The organism is Vibrio sp. Vb1127, from assembly GCF_033338735.1.
Classification (GTDB): Bacteria; Pseudomonadota; Gammaproteobacteria; order Enterobacterales; family Vibrionaceae; genus Vibrio; species Vibrio alginolyticus.
Map to the genome: position 1 here is coordinate 18,717 of NZ_JAWOTF010000012.1, position 23,996 is coordinate 42,712.

General features: G+C 45.3%; 20 protein-coding genes. 13 read left to right on the forward strand and 7 right to left on the reverse strand.

Annotation, left to right across the window (positions count from 1 at the left end; translation table 11 throughout):
- The first annotated feature begins 168 nt into the window (after positions 1 to 168).
- Positions 169 to 831 carry a lipoyl(octanoyl) transferase LipB gene (lipB, locus tag R7H07_RS16070; protein WP_206959677.1) on the forward strand — a complete coding sequence of 221 codons (663 nt, stop codon included), beginning with the start codon at positions 169 to 171 and terminating at the stop codon, positions 829 to 831.
- On the forward strand, positions 828 to 1,793 hold the full coding sequence (lipA, locus tag R7H07_RS16075) for a lipoyl synthase (RefSeq protein ID WP_005391329.1): 966 nt from the start codon (positions 828 to 830) through the stop codon (positions 1,791 to 1,793). The genes lipB and lipA overlap by 4 nt, the downstream gene beginning before the upstream one ends.
- Positions 1,794 to 2,212: 419 nt before the next feature.
- Here the strand turns inward: lipA and glyA are convergent, their stop codons facing one another.
- Positions 2,213 to 3,463 (reverse strand): serine hydroxymethyltransferase, encoded by a 1,251-nt coding sequence (glyA, locus tag R7H07_RS16080; RefSeq protein WP_206959679.1) that lies wholly within the window; start codon positions 3,461 to 3,463, stop codon positions 2,213 to 2,215.
- 347 nt (positions 3,464 to 3,810) lie between these two features.
- Here glyA and R7H07_RS16085 point away from each other — a divergent pair, with 347 nt between their 5' ends.
- The 3 genes from R7H07_RS16085 (at position 3,811) to R7H07_RS16095 (ending at position 7,055) form a co-directional block, all read left to right on the forward strand.
- The gene (locus tag R7H07_RS16085; protein ID WP_206959680.1) at positions 3,811 to 4,413 is read left to right on the forward strand and encodes a YitT family protein; all 603 of its coding nucleotides are present in this window, start codon (positions 3,811 to 3,813) and stop codon (positions 4,411 to 4,413) included.
- 90 nt (positions 4,414 to 4,503) lie between these two features.
- Positions 4,504 to 6,024 (forward strand): winged helix-turn-helix domain-containing protein, encoded by a 1,521-nt coding sequence (locus R7H07_RS16090; protein ID WP_065274237.1) that lies wholly within the window; start codon positions 4,504 to 4,506, stop codon positions 6,022 to 6,024.
- Positions 6,025 to 6,155: 131 nt separating this feature from the next.
- Positions 6,156 to 7,055, forward strand: coding sequence for a hypothetical protein (locus R7H07_RS16095; protein WP_005381957.1), 900 nt, complete (start codon positions 6,156 to 6,158; stop codon positions 7,053 to 7,055).
- Positions 7,056 to 7,153: 98 nt separating this feature from the next.
- On the opposite strand, the gene treC is transcribed toward R7H07_RS16095, so the two are convergent.
- The 4 genes from treC to gmhB form a co-directional block, all read right to left on the reverse strand.
- Positions 7,154 to 8,839 (reverse strand): alpha,alpha-phosphotrehalase, encoded by a 1,686-nt coding sequence (gene treC, locus R7H07_RS16100; RefSeq protein ID WP_065274236.1) that lies wholly within the window; start codon positions 8,837 to 8,839, stop codon positions 7,154 to 7,156.
- An 87-nt stretch (positions 8,840 to 8,926) separates the two neighbouring features.
- Positions 8,927 to 10,351 (reverse strand): PTS trehalose transporter subunit IIBC, encoded by a 1,425-nt coding sequence (treB, locus tag R7H07_RS16105; protein WP_005383602.1) that lies wholly within the window; start codon positions 10,349 to 10,351, stop codon positions 8,927 to 8,929.
- A gap of 176 nt (positions 10,352 to 10,527) precedes the next feature.
- On the reverse strand, positions 10,528 to 11,475 hold the full coding sequence (treR, locus tag R7H07_RS16110; RefSeq protein ID WP_005381960.1) for a trehalose operon repressor TreR: 948 nt from the start codon (positions 11,473 to 11,475) through the stop codon (positions 10,528 to 10,530).
- 74 nt (positions 11,476 to 11,549) lie between these two features.
- Positions 11,550 to 12,101, reverse strand: a complete 552-nt coding sequence (gene gmhB / locus R7H07_RS16115) for a D-glycero-beta-D-manno-heptose 1,7-bisphosphate 7-phosphatase (protein WP_005381961.1) — start codon at positions 12,099 to 12,101, stop codon at positions 11,550 to 11,552.
- Between the two features lie 341 nt (positions 12,102 to 12,442).
- Between gmhB and metN the strand changes: the two genes are divergently transcribed.
- The 3 genes from metN to R7H07_RS16130 are packed head-to-tail and all read left to right on the forward strand — an operon-like array spanning position 12,443 to position 14,986.
- Entirely contained in the window at positions 12,443 to 13,477 is a 1,035-nt protein-coding gene (gene metN, locus R7H07_RS16120; protein WP_005381962.1) for a methionine ABC transporter ATP-binding protein MetN, read from the forward strand.
- The gene (locus R7H07_RS16125; protein ID WP_005383604.1) at positions 13,467 to 14,144 is read left to right on the forward strand and encodes a methionine ABC transporter permease; all 678 of its coding nucleotides are present in this window, start codon (positions 13,467 to 13,469) and stop codon (positions 14,142 to 14,144) included. Before metN ends, R7H07_RS16125 begins: the two co-directional genes overlap by 11 nt.
- A gap of 32 nt (positions 14,145 to 14,176) precedes the next feature.
- Complete coding sequence (locus R7H07_RS16130; RefSeq protein WP_005381966.1) at positions 14,177 to 14,986, forward strand: MetQ/NlpA family lipoprotein; 810 nt, start codon at positions 14,177 to 14,179, stop codon at positions 14,984 to 14,986.
- A 111-nt stretch (positions 14,987 to 15,097) separates the two neighbouring features.
- Here the strand turns inward: R7H07_RS16130 and R7H07_RS16135 are convergent, their stop codons facing one another.
- Both R7H07_RS16135 and syd read right to left on the reverse strand, forming a co-directional pair.
- Entirely contained in the window at positions 15,098 to 15,874 is a 777-nt protein-coding gene (locus tag R7H07_RS16135) for a Zn-ribbon-containing protein (RefSeq protein ID WP_065274234.1), read from the reverse strand.
- Between the two features lie 2 nt (positions 15,875 to 15,876).
- Positions 15,877 to 16,422, reverse strand: coding sequence for a SecY-interacting protein (gene syd / locus R7H07_RS16140; RefSeq protein ID WP_025768899.1), 546 nt, complete (start codon positions 16,420 to 16,422; stop codon positions 15,877 to 15,879).
- A gap of 108 nt (positions 16,423 to 16,530) precedes the next feature.
- On the opposite strand from syd, the gene queF reads away from it, so the two are divergent.
- The 5 genes from queF to xni all read left to right on the forward strand — a co-directional run bounded on the left by queF (position 16,531) and on the right by xni (position 23,996).
- Positions 16,531 to 17,376: an NADPH-dependent 7-cyano-7-deazaguanine reductase QueF gene (gene queF, locus R7H07_RS16145; RefSeq protein WP_025768898.1), complete on the forward strand. Its 846-nt coding sequence runs from the start codon at positions 16,531 to 16,533 to the stop codon at positions 17,374 to 17,376.
- A 164-nt stretch (positions 17,377 to 17,540) separates the two neighbouring features.
- Positions 17,541 to 19,823 (forward strand): tetratricopeptide repeat protein, encoded by a 2,283-nt coding sequence (locus R7H07_RS16150; protein ID WP_017635678.1) that lies wholly within the window; start codon positions 17,541 to 17,543, stop codon positions 19,821 to 19,823.
- Positions 19,824 to 19,921: 98 nt separating this feature from the next.
- The gene (locus tag R7H07_RS16155) at positions 19,922 to 21,487 is read left to right on the forward strand and encodes a sensor domain-containing diguanylate cyclase (RefSeq protein WP_005381978.1); all 1,566 of its coding nucleotides are present in this window, start codon (positions 19,922 to 19,924) and stop codon (positions 21,485 to 21,487) included.
- A 291-nt stretch (positions 21,488 to 21,778) separates the two neighbouring features.
- Positions 21,779 to 23,155, forward strand: a complete 1,377-nt coding sequence (gene ppnN, locus R7H07_RS16160; RefSeq protein ID WP_005383611.1) for a nucleotide 5'-monophosphate nucleosidase PpnN — start codon at positions 21,779 to 21,781, stop codon at positions 23,153 to 23,155.
- A gap of 58 nt (positions 23,156 to 23,213) precedes the next feature.
- A complete protein-coding gene (gene xni, locus R7H07_RS16165) occupies positions 23,214 to 23,996 on the forward strand; it encodes a flap endonuclease Xni (protein WP_005381982.1) in 783 nt (260 codons plus the stop codon).

Genomic DNA, 23,996 nt, shown 5'->3' on the forward strand with positions numbered 1-23,996 from the left:
TATATTAAATTTTTTTTGAAAGCAGCCTTGGCTGCTTTCTTTTTATTTATCAAAGAGATAACGAGGCTTTACATCACTTTCAGTTAAAAATCTGTTACGCAGCGGTAGAGCATCAGGGTTATCCGGTTTATAATCCAAAAACTTTATATATTAGCAACAGGAATTCCCATGCAACACCAACTTGTTGTAAAACGACTTGGCCGCCAAGACTATGAGCCTGTATGGAAGGCGATGCATGAGTTCACCGACCAACGCACAGAAGAAACCCGTGATGAAGTCTGGTTGGTAGAACATAACCCAGTATTTACGCAAGGACAGGCAGGTAAAGCTGAGCACTTGATTAACATTGGCGATATTCCTGTTGTACAAAGTGATCGCGGAGGCCAGGTTACGTATCATGGCCCTGGTCAGTTGGTCGCCTACTTCTTGATCAACCTACGCCGTAAAAAATTAGGTGTACGAGATCTCGTTACCATAATCGAGAACCTCGTGATCAACACGCTAAAAGCATACAATATTGACTCAGCCGCGCGACCTGACGCACCAGGTGTCTACGTTGCCGGTAAGAAAATATGCTCTCTCGGTTTACGCATTCGTAAAGGATGCTCGTTTCATGGTTTAGCCTTGAACGTAAATATGGATTTAACACCGTTTCTGCGTATTAACCCTTGTGGTTATGAAGGTATGGAAATGGTTCAGGTCAGCCAATTTGGCGGCCCAGACAATGTAGAAGCCGTAGAAAAACAATTAATAGAAGAACTCGTTACTTTGCTCGATTATGAGCAAGTAGAATTCAGCACAGAAGCACCTTCTCAAGGTAATAAAGCATGAGCAAACCAATCCAGATGGAAAAAGGCGTTAAATATCGTGACGCCGATAAAATGGCATTGATTCCCGTAAAGAACATGCCTACAGAGCAGAAAGAAGTGCTACGTAAGCCTGATTGGATGAAGATCAAGCTACCAGCCGACAGCCAACGAATTCAAGACATCAAAGCGGCGATGCGTAAGAATAAACTTCACTCCGTATGTGAAGAAGCATCTTGCCCGAACCTAGCGGAATGTTTTAACCACGGTACAGCAACCTTCATGATCTTAGGTGCTATTTGTACTCGTCGTTGTCCTTTCTGTGACGTTGCTCATGGCCGCCCATTACCACCGGAAGCAGAAGAGCCTCAAAAACTGGCGAAAACCATTGCCGATATGAAGCTGAAATACGTAGTAATCACTTCTGTTGACCGTGACGATCTGCGTGACGGCGGTGCACAACACTTTGCCGATTGTAACCGCGAGATCCGTGCGTTAAACCCGCATATTAAGATTGAAACACTGGTTCCTGACTTCCGTGGTCGCATGGATGTAGCGCTTGATCTAATGAAAGACAATCCGCCAGATGTCTTCAACCACAACTTAGAAACCGCGCCACGTCTTTACCGTAAAGCTCGCCCAGGTGCGAACTACAAATGGTCACTTGAGCTCCTTAAGAAGTTCAAAGAGCAGCATCCAGATGTACCGACCAAGTCTGGTTTGATGATGGGCCTTGGTGAAACCAAAGAAGAAATCATCGAAGTACTGAAAGATCTACGCGCACACGGCGTAACGATGCTGACTCTAGGCCAGTATTTAGCGCCAAGCCGTCACCACTTGCCAGTAGAACGTTACGTTCCACCATCAGAGTTTGACGAGCTAAAAGAAGTTGCACTAGAACTTGGCTTCACGCATGCAGCGTGTGGTCCATTTGTGCGCTCTTCTTACCATGCCGATATGCAAGCTCAAGGTATCGAGATTAAATAAGCTCTCGCTTGTTTTGAAAAGCTTGTTTTGAAGAGAAAAGGTTGGCTCAGTGCCAACCTTTTTTGTATCTGGCAAATGATGATAAAAAGCCATTCTACCACCGTCATTCTGAACTGCGAGGAACGAGCGTGATTCAGAATCTGTTTTCAGAATACTGATGATTTTTAGGGAAACTCTGAGTAAAAGAGTGTGCCTCAACAAGATTCCTGATCTCGCCTAGGCTCGTCGGAATGACGTGGTTTGGATATATTGAAAAGGGACAGTGTTGGTAGCCATCCCCTTATCACACTCTCTCGCTATATCTCATTCCAAACGCCAGACAAACAAAAAGGCCCTCAAATGAGGACCTTTCATCAATCAAATAATCAAACCGAATCGCAGAAATAGAACGAGTTCGCCTGAGTTATTTTCAAAAAATGTTAGGCGTAAACTGGTAGACGCTTACAAATTTCTAGCACTTTCTGTTTTGTCGCTTCGATAACTTCTTCGTTGCCGATTTTATCTAGAACGTCACACATCCAGTTTGCTAGCTCTTTTGCATCTTCTTCAGTGAAGCCACGGCGAGTGATCGCTGGCGTACCTACACGAATACCAGACGTTACGAATGGGCTGCGTGGGTCATTTGGTACTGAGTTCTTGTTTACAGTGATGTTTGCTGCACCTAGTGCCGCGTCTGCGTCTTTACCAGTGATATCTTTGTCGATTAGGTCAACAAGGAACAAGTGGTTTTCTGTACCGTTAGATACGATTTTGTAGCCACGTTCTTGGAACTGACCAACCATTGCTTTTGCGTTTTTCACTACGCGAGCTTGATAAGCTTTGAACTCTGGCTCCATCGCTTCTTTGAACGCTACTGCTTTACCAGCGATAACGTGCATTAGAGGGCCACCTTGACCACCAGGGAACACTGCTGAGTTCAGTTTCTTGTACATATCTTCGCCAGCATTTGACAAGATAAGACCACCGCGAGGACCTGCTAGTGTTTTGTGCGTCGTTGTTGTTACCACGTGAGCATGCGGTACTGGTGTTGGGTATTCACCGGCGGCGATAAGACCCGCTACGTGCGCCATATCAACAAATAAGTAAGCACCTGCTTTGTCAGCGATTTCACGCATGCGTTTCCAATCAACGATTTGCGAGTAAGCAGAGAAACCACCGATGATCATCTTAGGTTTGTGTTCAAGTGCTAGCTGTTCCATCTCGTCGTAGTTGATTTGACCAGCTTCATCGATACCGTAAGGGATAACGTTGTAGTGCTTACCCGAGAAGTTTACTGGTGAACCGTGAGTTAGGTGACCACCGTGTGCTAGGCTCATGCCTAAAACTGTATCGCCAGGGTTAAGAAGCGCCATGTAAACTGCGCTGTTTGCTTGAGAACCTGAGTGAGGCTGTACGTTAGCGTACTCACAACCAAATAGTTGGCATGCACGCTCAATTGCTAGTGCTTCAGCTTTATCTACGTACTCACAACCGCCGTAGTAACGCTTACCTGGGTAGCCTTCAGCGTATTTGTTCGTTAGCTGAGAACCTTGCGCTTCCATTACACGTGGGCTTGTGTAGTTTTCAGAAGCGATAAGTTCAATGTGTTCTTCCTGGCGAAGAGTTTCTTCCTGGATAGCTGCGAACAGTTCCGCATCGTAATCTGCGATGTTCATATCACGCTTAAGCATCTGTATCTCCTGACTCAGATTAGTACTGAAAGTTGCAAAAAAACTGTTGAATGACCTGACGCAAACGTTTTCGCCACCCTAATGGCGCGCATTCTACATAATTTGATTTAGGTCATAAAGAGAAATTTACAATTTTTCTCATGCAGTTTTTTCATGATGACAAGCAATGTTTATCATGCCAGCATTGCAATCGCATAACGACAATCTATTGCCTGTCAAATTTGTGCTTTACACCCTGTAAAACAGCAATTACATAGGTTTACCGTAAATTTTACCCTCTAGCTACCGAAAAGATCATCTTTTTACTACTATGCACGCCTTATTTATCACTAATGACTGCAACATTGATGGAAAAACACTCATTAAAAGAAGACTGGATAGCGATTCTCACGGGTACCTTTTTAGTAGCTCAAGGCGTTTTCTTTCTCCAATCCGCGAACCTTCTAACGGGAGGCACGACTGGATTGGCTCTGCTTATTAGCCAATTTACACCTTTTACCTTTGGTGTGCTGTACTTTTTAGCAAACAGTCCTTTTTACTTACTAGCATGGAAACGCTTCGGCCGTCATTTCGCCATTAATAGTGCCACTTCTGGCGCGTTGGTTTCTATCTTTGCCGATCATCTTTATTTGCTAATCTCGCTCGAATCGGTAAATGAAGTTTATTGCGCCGTCGCAGGCGGGCTTTTAATGGGGCTCGGTATGCTGATCCTATTCAGACATCGCTCCAGCTTAGGTGGCTTTAACGTGCTGTGTTTGTTTATCCAAGACAAATTTGGCATTTCAGTTGGCAAAAGCCAAATGGCAATCGATGCATGTATCCTGTTTGCTTCATTCTTCTTTGTCACACCAGAAGTGATTGGCCTTTCAATTTTGGGGGCGTTTGCACTCAATGTCGTGTTAGAGATGAACCACAAACCGCACCGCTATTCCGTGACCTACGGTTCATAAATTTTTGATAATGATTGAAGCGCGATTTATAAGATTTCGCGCTCCAATCGCTATATAATACTTCGCGATTTCCAAATAGATCGGTACGGTATGCGCGACTTTCTGCAACAAGCTAAACAGACTCACAGTTGTATTGCGATTGGAGAGCTGATCTATAACCCGAAGACACAGAGCCTTCATCAAGATGCTATCGCGATTGATCTTGAACCTCGCACCGTTGAATTATTAGAACTGCTGTTAACAAGCGTTGGCCACCCACTCTCTGCTGACACCATTATTGAAACCATTTGGCAGAGCAAGTTCATCTCTAAGAATGTGCTCACGAACCGCATTAGCACCTTACGTGCACTGCTACAGCAGTACTTACCCGAATACGATGCCGCTAAGCTTTTAGTCACTTACCCCCGCAAAGGCTACTTTCTTAACCCTGCCAATATTCGTTTAGTGCCACCAGCGAAAAACCATCGGCGCGTTATCTCAACCCAGGTGGCGAGTAATAAGAACTTCAAGCTGATTTTTGCTTACAGCTTATGTGCCATACTTGCGGTATGTAGCATGACACTCGCAAGCTTGTTATGGCAACGCCAAGAAATCTCAACACAACAAACACGTCATCAACTACTGATTCCCAAAGTCGAGCTACTACTCAACCGTGTCGATTCAATCGGCTCTCAGGCGCGAAAATACCGCATACTGGTCAAAGCCATCTTGCTGCAACAACAGGTCGAATATCCATACACCGACATCGCCAACCAAGATGCTCCCAGTTACTTTCTTGATCCTATCGGTCATACGCCATATTTCCCTGGCGCACGAAACATGCAGACCAGCGACTACGAGCTCAATATCGAGTTAAAAGACGGCGCAGAGCAAGGCATCTTGAAAGCGCAGATGAACCTTATTTACCCTGCGACGGGCAAGCTGGCGTTTCGCAATGAGTACACACTGCGTTTATCTGACCTACAATCGGATATTTTCCAAATGCACTCGGATGTCGCGCAATACTTCAATCTGCCTGCACCTTCGGCAAGTACGTGGCAGCTTTCGGATCTTCACAAAAAAATGTTATTCGAGAATGCCTTTTCTAGCCAACCTCTCCGACAATCTGATGAGTTTGCGGCTATAACAACGGCAAGACATCTCGCCTTATACGAGCACGAACATCAAAAGCTGGAAGCGTATTTAACTCAAGTACAATCGTCGTTTGATGTTTTGCCAGATGAGCTGAGCCTCTGGTTAGGTCTATTGCATTTCAAATTAGGTAACTTAGACAGGGCAAAAGCTCTGTTAACGACACCAGATGGCGACTCACGTATCCAAAACGCACTGATTTATACCTTTGTGTCTCACATTGCTTACAAGCAGAACAAACTTGAACAGTTCCGTCTCAACTACATGGAATCACTGGTGGCGCTGCTGCGCGTTTTACCTTCCGAAACCTTGTTTGAGCGTCTTTCTCAATCTGAATCAAAAGAGACTTGCCTCCAACCGTGGAAAACGTTGCATGTTAGTGTGACCGATCAAGAAATCATAAGCCGATGGAAAGCGCTCATTAACGAGTATTGCACTAATGTGGCCAACGAAATAACTCCAAATAAAACAAAGACCTAAATATAAAATTAAGCTTTCATTAACCCCTGTTATCTTTTGTTTTTTGCCCTTTTTCTCTCACTGAACTTAGCATGCTCGCATTCAAGCAACGGCCCAACATGAAGCGGCCTTATCAATCAGGAATGTAAACCATGCTAAACAAAATGACGCTTATCGCAGCAGCAACTCTGGCTCTTTACGGCTGTGGCGGAGGTTCGTCTTCTGGCAGTGCGAATCCAAACAAAGTGCCTCAAGAAAGTTTCGACGTCTCGATTCACAACTCAATCTTCGCTCCCACGCCAAGCACACAGCTAAACTACGCATTTAGCTTGGATGGCCAACCAGAAGGCGACATGAAACTGAGCTTCCAAGCGATGGGTCGCGAGCAAATATTGGCAGCATTGGCACAAATCCCAAACAGCGAGGCAATGGTCCAGTTGGTTAATGACTTGGTGAACTACGGCGCCGAACAGTTCTACTATTCAGACGAGCAGTACAACGACGACGAAGAGAGCAATACGCTTTACTTTGCAGGATCAGATGGTGCACTCCATGAAATCACTGACGCTTATTTCATTGGTCATCAGTTTATTGCCATGCTTATGCACAGCGGTCCGATTTTCCGCCTAAACGGTGACGACGTAAAAGAGAAAAGCCCGAATATTGACATCGGTGAAGAAACTATGTCTCTGCAAACCACTCTTACAGGCTACGCAGTTCACAACCTTCTAGACCGTTTTGAAGATCATGAGTGGGTACAAAACCTTCCTATGACAGCATCTTGCCAAGTGGTTTGGCAACAGCAAATCCGAGAGACTGGCGTGCGTAAAGCGTTCTCGATCTCAGGCAAGAAAATTGAAGCGGCATACCTGATGGAAGAGAACATCTACAACCTGAACTGTGATGACATGGACTCAATGGAGTTCGCTACTTCGGCAGAACGTTGGTTTAATCCGAGCTTAGGTCTGATTGAACAAATTGAACTACTAAAAGTACAACAAGTACAAATCAACGAAGAGAAAGTGCAGCTAACAGCGATTGAAACAAAATAAGCTCGCATTTTTAGAGATATCTCAATAAAAGAAGGCTTTGGGGAGCACACCAAAGCCTTCATCTCGAACATCAATCTTAGGGGTGATGACACCCGAGTTTATTCTTCTATCAATAAAATACGAGTTTCGTAAGGTCGTAACACTTGATGGTTTGACGCGACTGCGCTCGCTGAGTTTTGATAGTTAGATAGCAAGTTTTTCGCTTTACTCATATCAAAACGTTCTGGCAGAACGCATTCCACCTCTTCTGCGTAGTAGTTATTGATACACAGCAGCGTTTGCTTATCGTTCTGACGAGCGTAAGCGAAAATACGTTTGTGCTCTGGCAGCAGGTCCTCGTAACGGCCATCGGTGATGACTGGAACCTGTTTACGCAGTTCAATCAGACGCTTGTAAAAGTAGAACACCGAGTTCAAATCGGCAACCGCAGCTTCAGCATTGATTTCAGAGTAATTCTGCGCCACTTCAAGCCACGGCGTGCCCTCAGTAAAGCCCGCGTGTTTTGCACTGTTCCATTGCATTGGTGTACGTGAGTTATCACGCGACTTCTGTGCCAAGATCGCCATCATATCGTCATGAGATACACCATCACGGTTGACCATGATGTCGTACATGTTAGTACTTTCAACATCACGATATTGGCTGATTTCGGTATAACCCGGGTTGGTCATGCCGATCTCTTCCCCCTGGTAGACATAAGGCGTACCTTGCATCATGTGTACCGATGCCGCAAGCATCTTGGCAGATTCAACACGGTATTGCTCGTCGTTACCTAATCGGCTCACAACGCGTGGTTGGTCGTGGTTACACCAGAACAGCGCCCCCCACCCTTTGCCATTTAAGCCCGTTTGCCAATGATTGAAGATCTGTTTTAACTGAATGAAATCAAACGGCGCTTTGGTCCATTTTTCACCATTTGGATAATCGACTTTCAGATGATGGAAGTTGAACACCATGGATAGCTCTTTGCCGTCTAGCGAAGAATATTGCTGGCAGTGCTCTAGCGTAGTGGAAGACATTTCACCCACCGTCACGCTGCCGTATTTTTGAAACACAGATTCGCTAATCTCTTGAAGGTATTCGTGCACACGTGGACCATCCGTGTAGAAACGACGACCATCACCAATATCGTCACTTGGAAAATCTTGCTGCTTGGAAATCAGGTTGATAACGTCGAGACGGAAACCATCGACACCTTTGTCTGCCCAGAAGTTGATGACTTCTTTCACTTCTTCACGCACTACTGGGTTTTCCCAGTTTAAGTCCGCTTGCTCTTTAGCAAAAAGGTGCAAATAGTACTGGCCTGTTTTTTCATCCAGCGCCCAAGCGTTACCACCAAACTTAGATTGCCAGTTGTTTGGTTCTACACCATCTACCGGATCTTTCCAGATGTAGTAATCACGGTATGGGCTGTTTTTATCACCCAGTGCGGATTGGAACCACTTGTGTTCTGTCGACGTGTGGTTCACTACAATGTCCATGATGATACGAATACCCAACTGATGCGCTTCTGCTAGCAAAGTATCGAAATCTTCCATAGTGCCGAACTCAGGGTTGATCGAGTAGTAATCGGATATGTCATAACCGTTGTCGATCATTGGCGATTGGTAAACCGGCGTCAGCCAAATCGCATCCACACCAAGATGCTTAAGATAATCCAGCTTAGAAATGATCCCTTTGATGTCGCCCGTGCCTTTACTGCCACTGTCACAAAAGCTTTTTGGGTAAATTTGATAGATGGTTGCGGTTTTCCACCAGCTCTCATCATGCTTGGTCATAGCCATTTCTAACACTCACTTACCAGTAATCGGAAACTTAAAATTTGAAAAGAAAAATAGGAGGAGGCAGCCAAGTCACTGCCTCAAATAGAATTACGCGTTTGCAGGCTCAAGCTCACCTTTGGCTTGTGCACGCTTATAAAGAATTAACGTTAATGCAGCAGGTACTAGCATTGCGACTAACATAGCCAAAGCAAAAATGCCCCAGAACTGCGGTTGGATAGACAAGATGCCCGGCAAACCGCCCACACCGATACCGTTCGCCATTACGCCCGCACTACCACAAATAGCAGCAGCACACGCACTACCGATCATCGCGCTCAGCATTGGGAACTTGTATTTCAAGTTGATGCCGTACATCGCCGGCTCGGTCACACCAAGGTAAGCAGAGATAGCCGCAGGTACTGAGATATCACGCTCGCCATGTTTTTTACTGATGATAATGATGCCGACAACCGCAGACGCTTGAGCAATATTTGAAAGCGCAATCAGAGGCCAAATTGGCGTGCCGCCTAGCTCTTGCATTAATTGAAGGTCAACCGCGTTGGTTGTGTGGTGAATACCAGTAATGACCAATGGCGCGTATAGGAAGCCGAAGATGGTTGAGCCAATCATTGCGAAGTCACCTGTCATGGCTGCTTTTGCTGCGAAAGCAACACCATCACCCAACATACGACCGAATGGGCCAATGATAGAGTGCGCAAGAATCACAGACACGATGATAGAGACAAACGGCACGACCACTAGGTAAAGGTAAGACGGAATGATGCGTTTTAAGTTGGTTTCAATAAACGCCAGAGCCATACCAGCAAGCATTGCTGGAATCACTTGCGCCTGATAGCCCACTTTTTCGATGGCGAATAAGCCAAAATCCCACACTTCGGGTACTTGCTTACCAATCAGGTAGGCGTTCATCAACTGCGGCGAAACCAATGTTACACCAAGCGTGATACCCAGAATCGGAGTACCGCCGAGCTTTTTCACTGTCGACCAACATACGCCAACTGGTAGGAAGAAGAAGATCGCCTCACCAATCAGCCATAAGAAAGAGTGTACAGTTGCCCAAAACTGGCTGATTTCCGTTAGCGTTTGACCATCAAACATCTTGATGTCGCCAATCACGTTACGGAAACCAAGGATCAGACCACCGGTGATGATCGCTGGTAGCAGTGGTACAAAGATTTCTGCAAGGTGGGAAATACCACGCTCAACGATATTCATGTTTTGACGAGCAGCGTTCTTCGCTTCGTCTTTGCTGGCTTCACTTTTACCCGTCAGTCCGATCAGTACCTTGTAAACTTCATCCACTTCAGTACCGATAACCACTTGGAACTGGCCTGCGTTGGTAAAACAGCCCTTCACCATCGGTAATGTTTCTAACTGTTTCGTATCTGCTTTGTCCGTATCATTTAGAACAAAACGCAAGCGAGTTAAACAGTGACTTACACTGGCAATATTGTCCGGCCCCCCGACCAGCTCAATAAGACGCTCCACGTCTTTACGCGCAATCTTACTCATAACTTTGTCCACCCTGTATTGGATACATTCGATTCATCATTTTGTTTTTATAAATGGGAACATTCCCATTTCTTAATTTTAATATTGCCATTCGAAGACAAAAAACAAAATGGGAACAGTCCCATTAATTGAGAATGATCACAGTATAATTTTAGAGCAGATCGTTTTAGTGTGGATTAACAAACGATAGGCTGTTGAGTAAAGTGAACCACTTCCTCATCACCATTTAATTGATTGATCAGCATGTTAGCGGACTTCTCACCTGCAAGGGTATAACCTGGGTCGACACTAAATACTTTAGGGAAAAGGAAAGAGAGCAATTCATTACCACCAACACCTGTCACAACCACGTCTTCACGGCCTAACTCTTGAAGACGCTTAATCACGCCCAACGCGATGGTGTCACTGGCGCACACGATGGCCTGAGTATCAGATTGAAGGACTTTGTCTACCAACTGATAAGCACTTTCATGGCTCAACTTACCCGTTTGGAAACAAGGTGCAATTTGCTTGCGTTGACACCAAGCTTTATAAGCATTTAGACGAGCTAAGCCAGTGGTTTTGTCTTCAGGATCAACACCAATATAAGCAATGCGAGATAAAGATTGCTGCTCAAGGTGAGACAAAGCCATGTCTATCACACCTTGGTTATCGTAGTTGATCGAGGAAACCATTTGCGTGTCCATCGCGATCACGACGATACGATTCCCCCACTCCGCCAATGCTCGCTCATCACATCCAGTAAAGCCAAACACGATCACCCCATCGACGTTGCGACGTTTAAGCACATCCAAATGCTCATTGGTTTTATCGCGATCGAATTGGCTCTCCATGATCACCGCATCATAACCAGCGGAATACAAAGCATTGAGCATGGTACCAACGGCGCGATTTTCTGATGGTGAATCTAAACGGGAGATGATAACCCCAATAACCTTTTGACTGCCACCACGCATCGACTGCGCCGACTTTGATGGGACGTAGCCTGATTCACGAATGATTTGCTCTACCTTCTCACGCGTTTGCGGTTTCACTTTTGGATCGTTAGTAAGCACACGGCTTACTGTCGATTTGCCCACGCCTGCCAATTTTGCGATATCAAGAATGGTGAGTTTTTTGCTCATAAGTGTTCAGACTAAAAGAAGGAATCAAACAAAAGGGAAGCAGTGGCTTCCCTTAACTCAGTCAGTAATGCAGATTACTTGTTTAAGTACGCAGGCACATCTGCAATGCTATCTAATACTACCGTTGCAATGGCTTCGCCCTGTTCTGTTACTGGCTTACCAGTGCGAACCAAAATCTTAGTGCCAACGCCTGCCGCTTCTGCTGCCATCATGTCTTCAGCTTTATCGCCGATCATCACAGATTTCTCCATGTCGATCTTCAAGAAGTCACGCGCAGAAATGAACATGCCTGGTTTTGGCTTACGGCACTCACAATCTTGCTTGTACTCGCCAATGCCATGTTCTGGATGATGTGGACAGTAATAGATACCATCGAACTCAACACCATTATCAGCAAAGTTCCAATCCATCCATTGAGTCAGAGACAAGAAACGGTCTTCACTGAATTTACCGCGTGCGATGCCCGATTGATTCGTCACTAACACTAGAAGGTAGCCTTTATCTTTTAGCGCTTTCGTCGCTTCAAATACACCATCAATGTACTCAAAATCATGTTCGTCATGAACGTAGCCGTGGTCAACGTTTATTACGCCATCACGATCGATAAAAACAGCAGGTTTTGCCAAAACGTATTTCTCTATTAACTCGGTTTAATCAGATTATTACATACCTTATAAACTTCAACACTATCTAATTCATTCTAGGCCTCGACAAAACGGTTGATTTGTTGGGCAAGAATCGGTAAATCTGAGGGTGCCCCGCCGTCTACCTCCTGCTTGTTATCTATACATCTTCGTTTCAAAACAGAACATCCATACATTTAGACGTCTAGACGTAAAAATATCTATTGACTTCATTCTGCTTAACCCATAGCATCAACTGAAAATTGAGATAAAGCTCAACATTAAGTTCTGTCAAAGGCCGTTTTTGACAGCGAAGTTCCCCGTATCTTTGGGCAGGTTGAAACATGATAGAAATAAAAAACGTCAATAAAGTGTTCTACCAAGGCAGTAAGGAAATCCTTGCCCTGAAAGACATTAACCTACACATCGACAAAGGCACCATCTTTGGTGTTATCGGTTCATCAGGTGCTGGTAAAAGTACGCTGATCCGCTGTGTCAACATGCTAGAAGCACCGACCTCTGGTTCCATCATCGTTGATGGTGTGGATCTAACCAAACTCAGTAAAAAACAACTAGTCGAAACACGCCGTAACATTGGCATGATCTTCCAGCACTTTAACCTGCTTTCGTCTCGTACTGTGTTTGATAATGTGGCATTACCCCTAGAACTGGCAGGTAAAGACAAATCGCAAATCACAACAAAAGTAACTGAGTTGCTAAAGCTTGTAGGCTTAGCCGACAAACACGAGAGCTACCCATCTAACTTAAGTGGCGGCCAAAAACAGCGTGTGGCAATTGCTCGTGCATTGGCATCCGATCCTAGCGTGCTGCTTTGTGATGAGGCCACTAGCGCACTAGATCCGGCAACAACTCAATCTATCCTTGAGTTATTGAAAGAGATCAACCGCAAACTCAACATCACGATTTTACTTATCACTCACGAAATGGAAGTCGTAAAAAGTATCTGTCACGAAGTAGCAATCATCGGTGGTGGTGAGCTGGTGGAAAAAGGCACCGTTGGCGATATTTTTGCGCACCCTAAAACGGAGCTGGCGCACCAATTCATTCGCTCAACACTGGATCTTTCCATTCCTGAAGATTACCAAGCACGTCTGCAAGCAGAGCGTGTTGATGGCAGCTACCCGTTGGTTCGCTTAGAGTTTACTGGCGCAACCGTCGATGCACCGTTAATGTCGCAAATTTCTCGTAAATACAATATTGATGTGAGTATTTTGAGTTCCGACCTTGATTACGCTGGTGGCGTGAAATTCGGCATGATGGTCGCAGAGCTATTTGGTAACGAAGAAGATGACAACGCAGCTCTTGAATACCTGCGTAAGCACAACGTAAAAGTAGAGGTACTTGGTTATGTCCTTTAATACGATTTCTGAATGGCTGAGTTTAAACAGCAAACTACTTTTAGGTGCAACGTGGGAAACGCTTTACATGGTTGCGGTTGCCGGATTAGTCGGCTTTGCTGTGGGTATTCCATTAGGCGTAATCCTCCATATTACTAAGAAAGGCGGCCTACTTGAAAACACCAAACTAAATAGCGGCTTAGGCGCTATCGTTAACATTGGTCGCTCAGTGCCATTCCTCGTACTGATGGTTGCGATTATTCCAGTGACAAAAATGCTGGTTGGAACCTTTATCGGTACAACCGCAGCAATCGTCCCACTGACTATTGGCGCCATTCCTTTTGTCGCTCGTCTTATTGAAGGCGCTTTATTAGAAGTACCGACAGGCTTGGTGGAAGCAGCGCAGTCAATGGGGGCGACTCCAACACAGATCATCACAAAAGTTCTACTACCTGAAGCAATGCCGACTATTGTTAACTCAGTAACGATTACCTTGGTCACTCTCGTTAGCTACTCAGCTATGGCGGGTACGGTAGGCGGCGGCGGCCTAGGTGACGTAGCCATTCGTTACGGTTTCCACCGCTACGATGTAACTATCATGGCCGTGACTGTCGTGATGTTGATTGTTCTAGTACAGATTATTCAGTCTATCGGCGACGCAGTGGTGCGCCGTGTAGACCACAGATAAGCATCAAAAATACAAATTATAAGGAGATAAAGATGAAATTTAGCCTTAAAGGTCTTTTGACTGTAGCAACGGCCGCCTCTGCTCTTGCTCTAGCGGGTTGCGGCGACAAAGAAGTAGACGTAAACAAAGTAAAAGTTGGCGTTATTGCTGGTGCTGAAGCACAAGTAGCCGAAGTTGCCGCTAAAGTAGCAAAAGAGAAATACAACCTAGACGTTGAGCTAGTAACATTTACCGATTACGTAACACCAAACGCCGCTCTGGATGATGGTTCAGTAGACGCGAATGCGTTCCAGCACAAACCATACCTAGACCAACAAGTGAAAGACCGCGGCTACAAACTGGCTATCGCGGGTAACTCATTCGTTTACCCTATTGCTGGTTACTCAAAGCAAGTAAAATCAATTGATGAAATTCAAGATGGCGCACGCATCGCAGTACCAAACGACCCAACTAACCTAGGTCGCTCACTACTGCTTCTTGAGCAGCAAGGTTTAATTACGCTACGTGATGGCGTTGGTCTACTCGCTACAGTACGTGACATCGTAGGCAACCCTAAAAATATCGAAATCATTGAACTAGAAGCCCCACAGCTTCCACGTTCACTGGATGACGTAACGCTATCTATCATCAACACCACTTACGCAAGCTCTATCGACCTATCGCCAGAGCGTGACGGCGTGTTCGTTGAAGATAAAGACTCACCATACGTAAACCTAATTGTCGCTCGCGAAGAAAATGTTAATGCGCAAAACGTACAAAACTTCGTAAAAGCTTACCAAACGGAAGAAGTTTACGAAGCGGCAAAAGAACTGTTCAAAGGCGGTGTTGTGAAAGGTTGGTAATCCCACTTTTCAAAACATGACTGAAAACAACGTTCTAAACACAAAAGGGCTGATGTGAAAACATCAGCCCTTTCTATTTGTCTATCTACCCATTTAAGTAGCTTCAATTCGCTACTTAAGATGGTCCCAAGAGATATTCGACACGATTCGGCAGTCATCACACTTAAAATGAAATATGTCATGTAGTGGCTCATCGAGTAGCCACTCGCCATCGCATTTTGGACACTTGCGCGCTTTCTCGCTCTCCAGCGACTGACCACCGACACGATACTGGTAATAGTACGTAGGGATCTTCGTGATGTAATCGATACGGCCACGTAAGTCCCAACCTCGGCGAAACAGCACACTATCCACATCGCAAATTTCGTGCAGCGCCGCATGTTCCGCTCGGCAGCCCCCTGCCATTTGGATTTCATCACACGCTTGCCACTCAGTCTGCCACTTAATGACGGCTTTATGGTCTCCATTAAGTGTTGGCTCATTACGATACAAAGGAATTGGCAACAGGGTTTCACCACTTCGCAAAGGCGAACACGTATGAACATAAGTCGTGTACAACACTTGCCAGCTAGGTGTCTCTTCTTCGGCTGCTTGTTCTGAATTCAAATCACGCCCCAGCATACGCATTTTCGGTGCAAGCAAAGACGCATCCGACAAACGGTTCATGCACACTTTGACGAAATCTGAGTGATAACGTGGATGCAAGCTGTCTTGTTCTGGGCAAACAACACGAACGAAAAATTCACCTTCTCCCATCACTATCGGGAATTCACGACCTAATACTTGGCCGTTGTAACGCAGAGCATCCATCAAGCCATTAATGGCTTTGTCTACCGCGCTGACGGTGGTGTTATCAAAACACTCAAACTGCAACTCAACAACATACATACTTAGACGGCAGCCTCTAACTTATTCAAGAACTCAACCAATGAATCTGCCAATACATCACGTTTAGAGGTGCCCAAACGCTCTAGAATCACATTGCCAGTGAGGTTACAAATAGAAATCACATCCATTTCCTCATCTGTCGCTGCGATAAATACTGTTGGTTTAAGTTTCAAGCGGCGCTGCGTCACCAAATGACCAAGAATATTTTCTTGTAGACGCACGAAATCGTCATCGCTCCAGACTTGCAGCAGCGTCAACGAATTACCTTGCCAAGTTGCCTCCATATCAGCGCAGTATTGAGAACCATAAAAGGCTTTAACATCATCTTGCAGTGACAACTCAATCGCATTTTCCACATTGGTGAAATCGGCCATTTCATCACGTGCGACCGCTTTCCAAAGCACCTTTCCATCACGCTTCTCTTCGACACAAGGAGAAACAAGCTCTGCAAGCTCTTCACTGCTTGGCAACTCATTGTGCTTAGCTTGCCAAGCTTGTTGGTAGCGCAGGCTGAACTCTTGTAGCGCCTGAGTAACGTTTGGGGTCATGAAGGTCTCCTCATTCCTTATTTATCAGATAGCCGTGCTTGCCGGATGGCAATTGACCAGCGGATTCAGTAAAATTCTCGCCATTCTAATCGAAAACGACCACAAAGTATGAGCAAATATTCTGACGCTAAAGAGCTTGCTGGCTTAACACTAGGTAAAACGACCGAGTATGCGAACCAGTATGACCCAAGCTTGCTGCAACCAGTCCCTCGCAGCCTGAACCGAGATGACCTCCAGTTAGGCGATACTCTGCCTTTCATGGGGCACGACATTTGGACGCTGTACGAATTGTCTTGGTTAAATAGTAAAGGTTTACCACAAGTGGCCGTTGGCGAAGTATACATTCCAGCCACCAGCGCAAACTTGATTGAATCGAAGTCTTTCAAACTGTACTTAAACAGCTATAACCAAACCCGCTTTGCAAGCTGGGAAGAAGTGACTGAGCGTTTAACACAAGACCTTTCTGAATGCGCAGGTGAAAAGGTGCTGGTTGAGGTGAATCCAGTGACCCACTATACCAATCAACCTATCGTAACAATGGACGGTGAATGTATTGATGACCAAGACATTAACATCACCAGTTACGATTTCGATGCCGATTTGCTTGAAGGTGCAGCAGGTGAAGTACAAGTTGAAGAGGTGCTACATAGCCACCTATTGAAATCAAACTGTTTGATCACTAACCAACCCGACTGGGGCAGTGTAGAAATTCGCTACCAAGGCGCAAAAATAGCTCGTGAGAAGCTGTTACGTTACTTAGTGTCTTTCCGCGAGCACAATGAGTTCCACGAACAGTGTGTAGAGCGTATTTTTACGGATCTAATGAAATACTGCCAACCAAGCAAACTGACCGTATTTGCCCGCTATACGCGCCGTGGAGGCTTGGATATCAACCCTTACCGCTCAACGGAACAAGATAAGCCAGCTCACAATCACCGTATGGCTCGTCAGTAAGCGCATAGGCAACAGAAATAAGTTCGGCAATCTAAAGGGTTGCCGGACGTTTTTATTGTCCAAGCATGTTACTATATCAAATGGCTTCAACCCGCATTTAAACGGCTAATTGAGGCTTTTCGCCGTTATCGCCATATCTAAAAACAGTTCGAGGGAACGAAAGGATGTTTTGGGACAGTTCGCGTCTATTCAAATTGATTGGCTTTCTTTGCTTGCTGTTTGTACAGCCACTTCATGCAACCATTTTATCGTCCGCGTTACTCAACGAAGCACAACAATTGGCGGAAATAGAACCATCACAAGCAAAACAAGCGGCAACCAACTATTTGTCACAGCGTGAGCTAACAGAACGCAAAGAAAGTGACAGCCCTTCAGCCATGTCTCGCGACGAAACAGATCGTAGCGTTCGCACACCAAGCAGCACCATCGAAGCGCACAAGATTATCGCTCAGGCAGATTACGCCATGGGTAATGTTCGTTCGGCTATCGAGCACCTAAATAAAGCGGAACGCTTAGCGCAAGAATATCAATTGCCGTACATGGACTTAGATCTCCAGCTGATGCGCAACCAAATGATTTGGATGTACGACGAAAACTACTCAAAAGCGGAAGACACGCTTAACCAAATTGAACAACAGCTCGATGAAGCCGATGCCGTATTACAACGCACCGACAGCGTTCGCTACCGACTGGTGATGCAAAGAGCACTCCTCGCTTCACATAGTGGCGATATCATTAAAGCGGAAAACTTGTACTCTGAAGCAAAGACCATGCTTGACGATAGCCGCTCTGAGTTAGCCTTGATCGACTACTACACAGCCGTCGGCGAGTTTTACCTCAATAGCAAGAAATACAATTTGGCTTTGTCAGAGCTGCTATACGGTTATTGGCAATCTATTGAAAGTAACAGTGGTGCAAGATTAGCAAAAGTGAATCGCCTTTTGGCTAGGCTCTTCCAGGAGCGACGAGTGTACGACAAAGCGATCGAATACTTATCTCAAGCCGCAGATTTTTATGACTCTTACCCTAGCTCTCCGATCCTAGCGGACGTCCTAGAGCAAATGGGCGACATCTACTTTTATCAGGGTAAGTTTAACCTTGCGTTAGTGCATTACTTCAACGTGCTTGACCATGAAAGTACCAGTAAGAACATCAATAGAATCATTAAAATTCGCTTAAGCTTGGCGGCTACCTACCTACAACTCTATAACTACGCGCTAGCAGAGCAGTACTTAGACCGCTCTAAAGAGCTTTTAGAATACACCAATATTCCTAAGCTTGAAGCAAAGGCTGCCCTGCTTCAGTCAGGTCTGGCTTATCATCAAAATGACAGTAAAGACGTCATTACTAATGCTAAGCTGGCGTTAGCACTTGCTGAAAAGTCACCTGAAAATAACAACTTCATTAAGCAGCAGTCATACCGTTTACTTGGGTTGGGTTACGAGCAGGCAGGCGAATACAAACTTTCTCTGCAAGCTTATAAAAAATACACCAACCTCGTTCGTCTAGAACAAAAGCAGCTTAACCAAATCAGTGAGGATGCGTTCCGTCAGCAAAAAGAATTTGCCGAACAAACCATCCATTACATCGGTCAATCAGAACGCTTAGAGCAAGTGGAAAGAGAGCATCGTAAATTCCAGAAAATCTCATTTGCATTGTTTATTACTGTCTTGGTCATGTTTTTGTTCATTATGCGCCGTGGTGTCATTATGCAGCGCCAAGCAAGTGAAATCGAAAAACTGCGTAACGACCTCTTCACCCACTCTCGCTCTCGTTTACGTAACTTGCGTATGCTGAATGTTAAGCTTTCTCGCTCATTGAAAAAGTCGAGCGAAACTTTCGAGCAATGGCAAATGGGTGAATTGATCCACGAACCACTTAATGATCGCCTACGCTTTGTTATGATCGATTTGCCATTCTTACGAAGCATGTACGTCCATAACGGCTATAAGGCAGGTCTAGAACTAGAACGGGCATTTGGCGACTTCCTTGCGGAAAAAATAGAAAAACCGTCGCGTCTTTACCATTTCTCAGATGCGAACTTACTCTACATAGAACCGAACGCTGACCGTGATGCTTCTGCCGAAGTCATGTTCGAAAAATTCCAGACTTGGGTGGATGAGTTCGCACAGCAGCACAACGTCAATCGTATTATTCGTATGGGCATCAGCGATTATCCGTTCTTACCCCGAGCCTACACTGCAATTAACGATGAGGAATTACTCGATCTGTTATTGCTTGCTACTCACATCGCACGAGAAGTCAGCTTGAAGGATAAGCAAAGCCACTGGGTGTTCTTAAAAGCCATCGATAATGCGCCTGCTGCTAGCTTTGCAACAGGTAACATAAGAACTGCCTGTCAACATGCCATTAGCCAAGGCCTGATCAAGATCCATTCGTCCTACAAGAATGAGGACGACATCAAGAAAATATTAAAAAATGGATAATTAAACGCCTGTTGAACGTAATAACTAATGACGCTATAAAGTTTTTTGTTATTATCAGATAATTGTCAGTAGTACATGGACTTAACCGTAGTCACTTCATGGGAATCTTGGAATCCGATATTCAGTCGCAGCTGCATCAGCTGAGTTGTCAACTTGACCAACTCAGACTGACTCATCGTGATACTTCACTCAAATTCAAACGTGAACAACAAGTTCTTAAACGCGTTGTGGCATCATTGTCTTCAGCTTGCCAGGGTTCGAACACTCAGGTATCCAACTACCTATTTGAAATCCAACAAGAGCTGCAACATCAAAAAGATATCAGCACTCTTATCCCGCGTTTAGCGGTATTAGAGAGGATGCTCAAACAGCAGTCGAAGACGATGGATAAACAAAACGGTTACCTTGACGAACAAATCAAGCACAGTGGTGAAACACTGCAACGTGTCACGGGCTTACCTGCGCAGTTAAAACGTGAACTACGGAACCTGATGAGTTTCTCTGAAGTTCACGCCAGCAATAAAGCTGATCAAGCCACTAAGCTACTGAGTATTTACGAACGCGCTCTGAAAATCATTACGTCTAATTCACGTCTACATCTTAGTGAATTTGAAAACAATCCTGACAGATCTCAACTTGAATGCTTGGCCAGCGACCTTCAACATACTATTACAGAGCTGGATTTCGAGGGAGAATCAGGCGATAGATTGCTGGATATTCGCGCTAAGTTGCTCCTTGGCGTGAGTGCCGAGTCTCTCATTGAGCTTACGCTCTCAACGCTGAAATTGGTTGTCGAAGCAACAAAGTTCGAGCGCGAGGCGTCAAGCCAATTCCTTGATCAGCTGAACACTTCTCTCGCAAGTAACCTAAAAACCGTTCATCAGAACGTCGACCAGCATCATACCTACTTTGAACACCGCCAAGAGCTCAACACAGAAATGAACAGCTTGGTTGAATTAAGCCAAAAGTCACTTAATCAAGCTCAAGATATCGCGGTTGTGAAAAAAGAAATCACGCCTCTTCTCGAAAAAATGGCGTCGCTGACAGAGCGACTGAAAATGACGGAAGAGCGAGAGCAAGCGCTGCAAGAGCGGTTAAGTTACAGTAAGAACCAACTCGAAGCGGTATTTGAAACTACGCAAGATTATCGTCGACGCTTAGATGACCAAGCTCAGCGTATGTTGCTCGACCCGCTGACTAAAGTTTATAACCGCACTGCATTTAACGATCGACTAGAGCTAGAGTATCGCCGTTGGATTCGCTCTCAGCAAAACCTTCGTGTTGTGCTATTTGATGTAGACAACTTCAAAGCGGTGAATGATAGCTATGGTTATACGGCTGGCGATAAAGCGCTGAAGATCATCGCTCGTACTATTAACAAGCGCGTATCAGAAACGGAAACAGTGGCTCGCTTTGGTGGCGAGGAGTTTATTCTACTCGTCCCGGAACAATCTGAAGAATACACACTGGATCTGATTAAGCATATCCAGCGTGATATTAGCCAATTACCCTTTAAGTTCCGTGAGCAAAATATCATGATTACCTTAGCTGCTGTATCGACGTCTTTCAAAGAGTCCGATACGCCAGAGTATGTGCTCGATCGTCTTGGCAAGATGCTTGCGGACGCTAAAAAACGTGGAACAAACCAGCTTAACTGGAGCTAAGATTCGTACAAAAAGCGAGCAAACAAACCAAATTTGGTGCAATCTACGCTTTATAACCACCCATTTTCAACGAGTTATCACATTTCTTCCCTTTTAGTCTGCTAAGCTGTAAAAACCCAAGTCACTTCAAGATGATGTATTTATAAAAGGCAAATGTATCATCTTGAGGTTGCTTGGGAGTTGATAACCATAAAACCAAATCGGCCAACTACCTTTCATCAAACCATACGTATAACACCAAAAAGGTAAGTTGGTACTTTCCCTCAAATTAATGCAACACAAGGAGGCGTTATGATTACCCATATAAGCCCCGCTGGTAGCATGGACTTGCTATCTCAACTAGAAGTAGAGCGCTTAAAGAACACAGCCTCGAGTGAACTTTATCAGCTGTACCGTAATTGCACATTAGCGGTGTTGAACTCCGGTAGCCATACCGATAACTCGAAAGAACTGCTCGATAAATACCAATCGTTTGATGTCAACGTCGTGCGTCGTGAGCGTGGTATTAAGCTTGAGCTGACTAATCCGCCAGAGCACGCTTTTGTTGACGGCGAAATAATTAAAGGTATCCAAGAGCATCTGTTCTCCGTATTGCGTGATATCGTTTACGTAAACATGCATTTGGCAGACGCCCAGCGGCTCAACCTTACTAACCCAATTCACATTACGAACCTCGTGTTCGGCATTCTTCGTAATGCCAGAGCATTAACTCCAGGTATCGCACCGAATCTTGTCGTATGTTGGGGTGGTCACTCTATCAATGGAGTGGAGTATCAGTACACACGTGAAGTGGGTAACGAACTGGGCCTGCGTGAACTTAACATCTGCACAGGTTGCGGCCCTGGTGCAATGGAAGGGCCGATGAAAGGTGCAGCAATTGGGCACGCAAAGCAACGTTATACTCAGCAACGTTATCTTGGTTTAACCGAACCCTCGATTATTGCGGCCGAGCCACCAAACCCAATAGTAAATGAGCTGGTCATCATGCCCGACATCGAAAAGCGCTTGGAAGCTTTCGTCCGTATGGCTCATGGTATCGTTATTTTCCCAGGTGGCCCGGGCACAGCGGAAGAGCTACTGTACATTCTTGGCATCATGATGCACCCGGATAACGCCGATCAGCCAATGCCTATCGTATTAACAGGACCAAAAGAGAGTGAAGAGTACTTCCGCTCTATTGATGAGTTCATTCGCGACACACTTGGTGAGGAAGGGCAAAAGCACTACGAGATCATCATTGACGACCCGGCAGAAGTCGCTCGTATTATGAAACGCTCCATGGACTCGGTACGCCTTCACCGAAAAGAGAAAGGCGATGCGTACAGCTTTAACTGGTCATTGAAAATTGAGCCAAACTTCCAACTGCCATTCGAGCCTACTCATGAGTCGATGGAACAATTGGATTTAAGCCTAGATCAAGAACCGCAAGTTTTAGCGGCCAACTTGCGTCAAGCCTTCTCTGGCATAGTGGCAGGTAACGTAAAGGCTGAAGGCATTCGAGAAATAGAACGTAGAGGGCCTTTCACCATTCATGGCGACGCAGTCCTCATGAAAAAACTCGATAAGTTGCTAAAAGACTTTGTCGAACAGCACCGAATGAAATTACCTGGCGGTTCAGACTACGAACCGTGTTATCGAATCGCTCACCCGGAAATTGGTGGTCGATAGTCAGGCTAGCATTCGTTACACTAGGGGCATTACGCCCCTTTTTTATTGCTAAGTCATTATGTCTATTCATCTTGTTATCATTGATGCCCTAAACCTGATCCGCCGAGTGCACTCAGCACAACCAGATCCAACCGACATAGCAAGAACCATAACCACAACGCAAAGAACCCTCACTCGCATTCTGTCAGAGGCCAACCCGACACACATCATCGCAGTTTTTGATCACCACGAACAAGACAGAGGTTGGCGCGCTGAAATTCTCCCTGACTATAAGCAAAACCGAAAACCAATGCCTCTGCCACTACTGCAAGGGTTAGATGCGATTCAACAAGCGTGGTGGGAGCAAGGTATTGATTCATTGCTGTCTGAAGGCGATGAAGCAGATGATTTGGTTGCTACACTCGCAACGAAAGTGGCCAGCCATGGTGAAAAAGTCACCATCGTTTCGACTGACAAAGGTTACTGCCAGCTACTTTCCCCTACCCTACAAATCCGTGATTATTTCCAACATCGTTGGTTAGATGAACCATTTATCGAAAAAGAGTTCGGCGTAAAACCAAGTCAACTAGCGGATTACTGGGGATTGACAGGGATAAGCTCTAGCCAGGTTCCGGGCGTACCTGGAATTGGCCCGAAAGCAGCGAAAGAGATTCTCACTCAGTTTGAGAGTATTGAAGCTGCCTACGCTAGTGAAGATCTCGTACCGAAATACCGTAAAAAATTGGATGAGCACATTGAGTCTGCTCGTTTATGTAAACGCGTCGCCGCTTTAAAGTGCGATATAGAACTAGGCTTTAACTTGCAAGATATTCGCTTTTTAGGGCCAAACAAAGCGGAGTAG

Excerpts from the sequence above, each read along its gene's own strand:
- treB (WP_005383602.1), bottom strand. The coding sequence starts at position 10,351 with ATGAGTAAGATTGCGCGTAAAGACGTGGAGCGTCTTATTGAGCTGGTC.
- queF (WP_025768898.1), top strand. The coding sequence starts at position 16,531 with ATGAGCAAATATTCTGACGCTAAAGAGCTTGCTGGCTTAACACTAGGT.
- R7H07_RS16150 (WP_017635678.1), top strand. The coding sequence starts at position 17,541 with ATGTTTTGGGACAGTTCGCGTCTATTCAAATTGATTGGCTTTCTTTGC.
- syd (WP_025768899.1), bottom strand. The coding sequence starts at position 16,422 with ATGACCCCAAACGTTACTCAGGCGCTACAAGAGTTCAGCCTGCGCTAC.
- R7H07_RS16090 (WP_065274237.1), top strand. The coding sequence starts at position 4,504 with ATGCGCGACTTTCTGCAACAAGCTAAACAGACTCACAGTTGTATTGCG.
- R7H07_RS16085 (WP_206959680.1), top strand. The coding sequence starts at position 3,811 with ATGGAAAAACACTCATTAAAAGAAGACTGGATAGCGATTCTCACGGGT.
- metN (WP_005381962.1), top strand. The coding sequence starts at position 12,443 with ATGATAGAAATAAAAAACGTCAATAAAGTGTTCTACCAAGGCAGTAAG.
- ppnN (WP_005383611.1), top strand. The coding sequence starts at position 21,779 with ATGATTACCCATATAAGCCCCGCTGGTAGCATGGACTTGCTATCTCAA.
- xni (WP_005381982.1), top strand. The coding sequence starts at position 23,214 with ATGTCTATTCATCTTGTTATCATTGATGCCCTAAACCTGATCCGCCGA.
- R7H07_RS16130 (WP_005381966.1), top strand. The coding sequence starts at position 14,177 with ATGAAATTTAGCCTTAAAGGTCTTTTGACTGTAGCAACGGCCGCCTCT.
- lipA (WP_005391329.1), top strand. The coding sequence starts at position 828 with ATGAGCAAACCAATCCAGATGGAAAAAGGCGTTAAATATCGTGACGCC.
- treR (WP_005381960.1), bottom strand. The coding sequence starts at position 11,475 with ATGAGCAAAAAACTCACCATTCTTGATATCGCAAAATTGGCAGGCGTG.
- R7H07_RS16125 (WP_005383604.1), top strand. The coding sequence starts at position 13,467 with ATGTCCTTTAATACGATTTCTGAATGGCTGAGTTTAAACAGCAAACTA.
- lipB (WP_206959677.1), top strand. The coding sequence starts at position 169 with ATGCAACACCAACTTGTTGTAAAACGACTTGGCCGCCAAGACTATGAG.
- treC (WP_065274236.1), bottom strand. The coding sequence starts at position 8,839 with ATGGCTATGACCAAGCATGATGAGAGCTGGTGGAAAACCGCAACCATC.
- R7H07_RS16155 (WP_005381978.1), top strand. The coding sequence starts at position 19,922 with ATGGGAATCTTGGAATCCGATATTCAGTCGCAGCTGCATCAGCTGAGT.
- glyA (WP_206959679.1), bottom strand. The coding sequence starts at position 3,463 with ATGCTTAAGCGTGATATGAACATCGCAGATTACGATGCGGAACTGTTC.
- R7H07_RS16135 (WP_065274234.1), bottom strand. The coding sequence starts at position 15,874 with ATGTATGTTGTTGAGTTGCAGTTTGAGTGTTTTGATAACACCACCGTC.
- R7H07_RS16095 (WP_005381957.1), top strand. The coding sequence starts at position 6,156 with ATGCTAAACAAAATGACGCTTATCGCAGCAGCAACTCTGGCTCTTTAC.